The sequence below is a fragment of the Nguyenibacter vanlangensis genome (genome assembly GCF_013376155.1).
Taxonomy (GTDB): domain Bacteria; phylum Pseudomonadota; class Alphaproteobacteria; order Acetobacterales; family Acetobacteraceae; genus Gluconacetobacter; species Gluconacetobacter vanlangensis.
Genome location: NZ_JABXXP010000137.1, coordinates 1 through 6,147 on the forward strand (window position 1 = coordinate 1; position 6,147 = coordinate 6,147).

Annotated in this window: 7 protein-coding genes and 1 pseudogene; 6 read left to right on the top strand and 2 right to left on the bottom strand. The window is 65.9% G+C overall.

Annotation, left to right across the window (positions count from 1 at the left end):
* Positions 1 to 564: class II aldolase/adducin family protein (locus HUK84_RS08730; RefSeq protein ID WP_176639956.1), on the bottom strand; the 564-nt coding region annotated here is incomplete at its 3' end.
* 152 nt (positions 565 to 716) lie between these two features.
* On the opposite strand from HUK84_RS08730, the gene HUK84_RS08735 reads away from it, so the two are divergent.
* The 6 genes and pseudogenes from HUK84_RS08735 to HUK84_RS08755 all read left to right on the top strand — a co-directional run bounded on the left by HUK84_RS08735 (position 717) and on the right by HUK84_RS08755 (position 5,400).
* Positions 717 to 1,493 carry a DeoR/GlpR family DNA-binding transcription regulator gene (locus HUK84_RS08735; RefSeq protein WP_176639957.1) on the top strand — a complete coding sequence of 259 codons (777 nt, stop codon included), beginning with the start codon at positions 717 to 719 and terminating at the stop codon, positions 1,491 to 1,493.
* The gene (locus HUK84_RS08740; protein WP_317135266.1) at positions 1,490 to 3,049 is read left to right on the top strand and encodes an FGGY-family carbohydrate kinase; all 1,560 of its coding nucleotides are present in this window, start codon (positions 1,490 to 1,492) and stop codon (positions 3,047 to 3,049) included. Before HUK84_RS08735 ends, HUK84_RS08740 begins: the two co-directional genes overlap by 4 nt.
* On the top strand, positions 2,955 to 3,713 hold the full coding sequence (locus HUK84_RS08745; RefSeq protein WP_246285560.1) for a substrate-binding domain-containing protein: 759 nt from the start codon (positions 2,955 to 2,957) through the stop codon (positions 3,711 to 3,713). Before HUK84_RS08740 ends, HUK84_RS08745 begins: the two co-directional genes overlap by 95 nt.
* Positions 3,662 to 3,946, top strand: coding sequence for a type 1 periplasmic-binding domain-containing protein (locus HUK84_RS23160; protein WP_246285561.1), 285 nt, complete (start codon positions 3,662 to 3,664; stop codon positions 3,944 to 3,946). Before HUK84_RS08745 ends, HUK84_RS23160 begins: the two co-directional genes overlap by 52 nt.
* 49 nt (positions 3,947 to 3,995) lie before the next feature.
* On the top strand, positions 3,996 to 4,307 hold the full coding sequence (locus tag HUK84_RS08750) for a putative quinol monooxygenase (RefSeq protein ID WP_176639958.1): 312 nt from the start codon (positions 3,996 to 3,998) through the stop codon (positions 4,305 to 4,307).
* Positions 4,308 to 4,408: 101 nt separating this feature from the next.
* Positions 4,409 to 5,400: pseudogene (locus HUK84_RS08755) on the top strand (aldo/keto reductase).
* Between the two features lie 350 nt (positions 5,401 to 5,750).
* On the opposite strand, the gene HUK84_RS08760 reads toward HUK84_RS08755, so the two are convergent.
* A partial coding sequence (locus tag HUK84_RS08760; RefSeq protein ID WP_218064285.1) for a hypothetical protein occupies positions 5,751 to 6,147 on the bottom strand: 397 nt, incomplete at its 5' end.

The following is a 6,147-nucleotide window of genomic DNA, read 5'->3' on the forward strand; positions in this document are numbered from 1 at the left end:
CCCGTGATTGGCCAGCACATGGACATTCGCCCGTTCGCCGAACGGACGTGCCGCGACGATCGCGCGGGCCAGGGGCACGCCCGGCCGGGCATAGGGCACCAATGTCCACTGCACGCCGGGCAGGCCGTCGAGCCGCGCCGCCAGCCGGTCGTGCGCATCGGTACGCACGGCATGAGCGATTGTTTCCACGCAATGCAGGTGGATGACGACACGCCACGGAATCACGGCATGGACCGCCGTTTCGATGGACGGCCGCAACGCGGCCGGCGCACCCGTCGGTGGCACGTCCCCCGCCCCGCCGATGAGGAAGCTGACCGCCGTTTCGGCCTCCTTCCGGCCCTGCCGATAGGCCTCCAGCAGAGGCGCCAGCGCGATCGGCACCAGGATCGGCCGGTCCAGCGCATGGGCGAGCCATGTGCCGGACGCCTTGATCCACAGCGTTCCGTCCTCCTTGATCGAGATATTCCCCCCCGCCCCCTGGGTGCGCCTGGGATCCGCGCCAAGCCGCGCGGACAGCCCCCGCAGCGCGTCGATCTCCGCAGCCGGTCGAACATGCGACAACATGCAGGCATTCCTTGACGCAATTCAATCACAAAAGATGGAATGACATCATCATTTGGCGCAGGTCAATCAAATTCAGCTTGACCCGACCGGAAAACCGGAGAATCGTGCCTCCAGACACAACAAATCACCACATTTTCACAGGACGCGCCCCCGTGACCGAGACCGAACGCCAGCGCCAGATCATCACCATGCTCGAGACGCGGCCCTTCGCGACCGTGCGGGAACTGATCGACATGCTGAGCGTGTCGCCGGCCACCATTCGCCGCGACATCGAAAAGCTTCACGAGGCCGGCGAGGCGCGCAAGGTCTTCGGCGGCGTGGCGTCCCTGACCGCCGCGGCACGGACGCACGCCCTGCCTTTCGCGCAGAGCAGCGACCTCGCGGTCGACGCCAAGCGCGCGATCGCCGCGATGGCCGAGGGACTCTGCCGCGACGGGGACATGGTCATGGTCGCGGGCGGATCGACCTGCCACCAATTGGGCCTTCGCCTCGCGGCGCGGTCGATCGGGCTCTACACCAACTCGATGCCGCTGGCGGCGGCCCTGGGCACCCAGGGCATCTGCCAGCTTTCGGTAGCGGGCGGCGCGCTGCATCGCGAGCCGGGCATCCTGTACGATCCCAAGGCGCCGCCGCCGGATTTCTTCGCCTCGCGCCTGTTTCTGGGCGCGCAGGGCGTCGGGCCGGAAGGCGTGATGGAATCGCACCCGCTGCTGCCGAAGGCGACGGCCCCGATGCTGGAACGCGCCGACGATGTGATCGTGCTGGCCGACAGCCGCAAGCTGGCGGTCCGGGCACGCTTTCTCTCATGTCCGATCGACCGGATTTCCACCCTCATCACCGATGACGGCGTGCAGGAGGACGATGTGCGTATCCTTGAAGATGCGGGCGTGGCGGTACTGGTCGCCCCGCGCGCGGGCGACAAGACGTGACGCCGCCAGACGCCCCGCCGGTCGCGCACCCGACGCTGGCGGTGTTCGATTTCGGCAAGACGAACGCCAAGCTCCTGGTGTTCGGTGCCGACGGGTCGATCCTGGCCGAACGGCGCACCCACGCGGCCTGGCCGGTGGTGGACGGGCTGCGCGTTCTGGATGACGCGGCGTTGCTGGACTGGATGCTGGCGGTGCTGCGCGAGGCCGTCGCGTCGTTCGATGTGAACGGTATCATGATCACGACGCACGGGTGTACCTTCGCCCTGCTGGGCGAGGGCGACCTCGCGGCGCCGATCCTCGATTACGAGGAAAGCGTACCTCCGGACATCGAGGCGGCGTTCGCGCGCATTTGCCCGGCCTTTTCCGAAACCGCGACGCCGGCGATGGAGCGCGGCTTCGCGTTCGGCAAGCACATCGTCTGGCAGGAAATGCGCGACCCGACACTGGCCACGCGCACACGGCACGTCATGACCTATCCGCAGTTCTGGGTGTGGCGGCTGTGCGGCACGCGGGTGTCCGAAATCTCGTCGCTGGGCTGCCACACCCATCTGTGGTCGCCGTACCGGGACGATTTCTCGTCGCTGGTGGAGCGGCGCGGGTGGCGGGAAAAGATGCCGCCCTTCCGCGAGGCCGGGGCCATCGTCGGCACGATGACGCTCGACGTTCCTGGGCGCGGAGCGGTGACGCTGGACGTGCATAACGGAGTGCATGACAGCAACGCGTCGCTCAGCCATTACCGACGCGTGGTGCCGGGCGGCATGACGATGGTATCCACCGGGACATGGGTCATCGTCATGAATCCCGATTGCCCGCTGGACACCCTGGTTCCCGAACGTGACATGCTCGCGAATGTCTCGGTGCGGCATGAACCGGTTCCGACCGCGCGGTTCATGGGCGGCCGCGAATTCGACCTGATCCGGGGCGACGGACCGGCGGAAGTCACGGAGGAACGCATTGCCGCGCTGGTGGCACGTGGTCTGTTCGCGCTGCCGTCCTTCGCCGATGGCGGTCCCTTTCCGGGCCGGGCGGGGACCTTCGTCGACGATGCGGGACGGACCATCATGTCCGCGCCGGACGACCGTACCGCGCTGGCGGCCCTGTATGTCGCCGCGATGACGGACCTGACGCTGGACCTGCTGCGCAGTACGGACGCGATCGTGTTCGATGGCGGGCTGGCGAAGGTCGGCGTCATCCCGCGTCTGGTCGCAGCACTTCGTCCGGCCCAGACCGTGCTGGTCGGGCGCAATCCGGAGGGAACGGCGTGCGGTGCGGCAAGCCTGGCCTATGCCGCGCGGGGGCTGGACCCCTTTCGTCACGAACGGGCGGCCCGCGTGGCCCCCTTCGACCCTCCGGGATGGCGGGGCTACGCGGCCCGCTGGCGGCAACTGGCCGACCAGCGCACCAGAAGCCGGATCGAACCGGCCACACCGGCGCACGATGCGCCCAACAAGGACAGCCACCATGTTCACGGCACACGTCCAGCCGACTTGTCCTGGATCGGCACGCCGGTTCAACCGGAAGATCCTGCTGCTTACGGGGCTGCTTGCCCTTGGTAACGCGGCCTCCGCACATGCGGACGACGCGGCCCACAAGATCGGGGTGACCGTAGGGTCGCTGGGCAATCCGTTCTTCATCGCGACCATCAAGGGCATTACCCAGCAGGCGAAGGCCCTGGCGCCCACCGTGCCGGTGCAGACTGCCTCGGCCGATTACGATATCGGCAAACAGTCGTCGCAGGTCGATTCCTTCATCGCGGCTGGCAACGACCTGGTCATGTTCAACGCCGTGGACTACCGGGCCGCCGCCCCACTGGGCCGCCGCATGCATGCCAGCGGAGCCACGGTCGTCGCCTTCGACGTCGGTGCGCCCGGCGCGGACGCGACCGTTACCACCAACAACGTCAAGGCCGGCGAAATCGCGTGCCAGTATATCGTCGATCGCCTGCACGGACGCGGCGACGTCGTGATCGTCAATGGTCCACCGGTCACGGCGTTGACCGACCGGGTGAAGGGCTGTCAGTCGGTGTTCGCCAAGGCGCCGGGGATCAATCTCCTGTCCTCTAACCTCGACGCCAAGGGCTCGCGCGACGGCGGGCTGGCGGTGGGCCAGAGCGTGCTGGTACGCTTCCCAAGGTGGACGCCATGTTTGCGGTCAACGACCCGACCGCGATGGGTGTCGAACTGGCGGCCCGCCAGGCGGGACGGCATGAGTTCTTCCTGACCTCGGTCGACGGTTCGCCCGACGTGGAACAGGAAATGCGGCGGGGCAACACCCTGATCGCGGCGACCGCGTCACAGGACCCCTTCGCCATCGCGACCACGGCGACCCGCATCGGTTTCGATATTCGGGCCGGACGGATCAAGCCGGGCGTCGTCCGGCTACTGGACCCCAGCCTGATCACCCAAGACACGATCGGCAGCTACAGGGGCTGGAACGCGCCGCATAATACCTGACCGATCTTGTCTTTTCCCCCACACATCAACAAGAACAAGGAAAATTACCATGACTGCTCCAGGCTGCACCCTGACCGCGACCCTGCGTGCCAAACCCGAAACGCGCGGCGAACTCCTGGCCTTGCTCAGCACGTTCATCGACAAGTCCCGCAGCGAGCCGGGCTGCCTGGAATACCAGCTCCAGGTGAGCAAGGATGACCCGCTGGTCTTCATGTTCTATGAAAATTGGGGCGAGCGCGCGGACCTCGACCGGCATATGGCGCTGCCTTACCAGCAGGAATGGTTCAAGCGCCAGCCAGAGCTGCTGGCCCAGCCTGCCGAGATGCAGTTCTTCGATATGGTCGGCCCGTATGACCGCTGATCGTTTCAGTTAGGCACGGGCTCTGGGCCCCGCAACGAGGTTGTGGGGCCCAGAGCCCGGCCTTTCCTCAACACACGCAGCACGACCAAGGAATGGAAACGATGGATTATCGACCATTGGGACGATCGGGATTGAAAATATCGGTCCTGACATTGGGTACGATGACGTTCGGCGGGACCGGCGCCTTTTCCAAGGTCGGCTCGACCAATCTCGCAGCCGCGCGACGCCAGGTCGATCTGTGCCTCGATGCAGGCGTGAACCTCTTCGACACGGCCGATATCTATTCGAACGGATTATCCGAGGAGATACTCGGTCGCGCGCTGGGGGATCGTCGCGTCACCATCTGATCGCGGCGTGCGAGGCCAGCCTGCGCCGTCTCGGCACGGATTATATCGACCTCTATCAACTGCATGAATGGGACGGCCTGACCCCGCTCGAGGAAACGCTGGCGGCGCTGGACAGCCTGGTGCGATCAGGCAAGGTCCGCTATGTTGGGATTTCGAATTTCTCCGGCTGGCAGGCGATGAAATCGATGTGCATCGCCGACCGGAACGGTTTTGCACGTCCGATTTCGCACCAGATCCACTACACCCTGCAGGCGCGCGAGGCCGAGCTCGAATTGCTGCCTTGCGCCGTCGACCAGGGCCTGGGCGTGATGGTCTGGAGTCCCCTGGCCGGCGGCCTGCTATCGGGCAAGCACCGTCGCGGGCACGCCACTCCGGAAGGCACACGCCAACTGGCCCAATGGAGCGAACCGCCGGTCCACGACACCGACGCCCTGTACGACATCGTGGAAGTGCTGATCGGCATCGCCAACGCACGCGGCATTTCAGCCGCCCAGGTAGCTCTGGCCTGGCTGCTGACCCGCGACGCCGTCAGCACGGTCGTCATCGGGGCCCGGACCGAAGCCCAGTTGACGGACAATCTGGGCGCCGCATCCGTGGCCCTGACCCGGGAAGAAACCGAAAAACTGGAACGCGCCAGCCGCAGGCCACTGCCCTATCCGTTCTGGCACCAGGCGACCATGGCATCGGACCGCCTCGGCCCCGCCGACCTGGCGCTGCTGCGGCCCTACCTGGCCGACCTTATGTGATGCCGATCCTCTACGCGCGTTCATCACCGGCGACCTTGGCGCAAGCGCCCAGATCAAGGCCAATCCCAGTCGCGCCACTGCTCCGCCGATATATAGGGAACGCCACAATGGATAATGGCTTTATCGAACGCCTCCGGCGCTCGATGAAGCCTGTCGACGGCCATATGAGAGGAAAGCCCGGCCTGTGGATATGATGGATAATGCTGGTGCGTCACCAGCAGCCCGCACAGGCCTCCTCGGTCGCTTTTATGGCCGCCCGACCAAGGAGAAACAACCGAGCCGGACCGTCCAACTTGAAAGCGGCCACCATTGGTCTTCAGGATGGGGCCGCTTCATGCATTTCGGCAATATTATGCCGTGCGCGCAACGGGGCGATCGGCTTCGACGCTGCCGGACGTCCATCCGACCCGCTCCGCGAAGCGATCGAACATCGCGGTGGAGTCGTTTTTCACACCGCGCAGGCGCAATCCCAATCCGATCAGCGCGTTGCCCAGCATCAGGATCCGGCTGCCTTCGCCCTGGCCGTCCGATGAAAACTGTTCGACAAGCCAGGAGAACGCCGACGCGCCGCCATATGCCGCCCGCGGTTCGAACAGTTTTCCGGCCTCCCCCACCTCGCCCAGGGCATTGAGGTCGTAGGCGAACGGATAGGCACGGCTGACACGGTCGAGCGGGGTTGCGTCCATGCGCACGAAACAATCGGCAATCCGGTCGATCGCCCGGCCGGAGATCGCGTCGAGCCGTCCC

Bases quoted from the DNA above. Each gene is read 5' to 3' on its own strand.
- HUK84_RS08745 (WP_246285560.1), top strand. From the start codon at position 2,955: ATGTTCACGGCACACGTCCAGCCGACTTGTCCTGGATCGGCACGCCGG.
- HUK84_RS23160 (WP_246285561.1), top strand. From the start codon at position 3,662: ATGGGTGTCGAACTGGCGGCCCGCCAGGCGGGACGGCATGAGTTCTTC.
- HUK84_RS08750 (WP_176639958.1), top strand. From the start codon at position 3,996: ATGACTGCTCCAGGCTGCACCCTGACCGCGACCCTGCGTGCCAAACCC.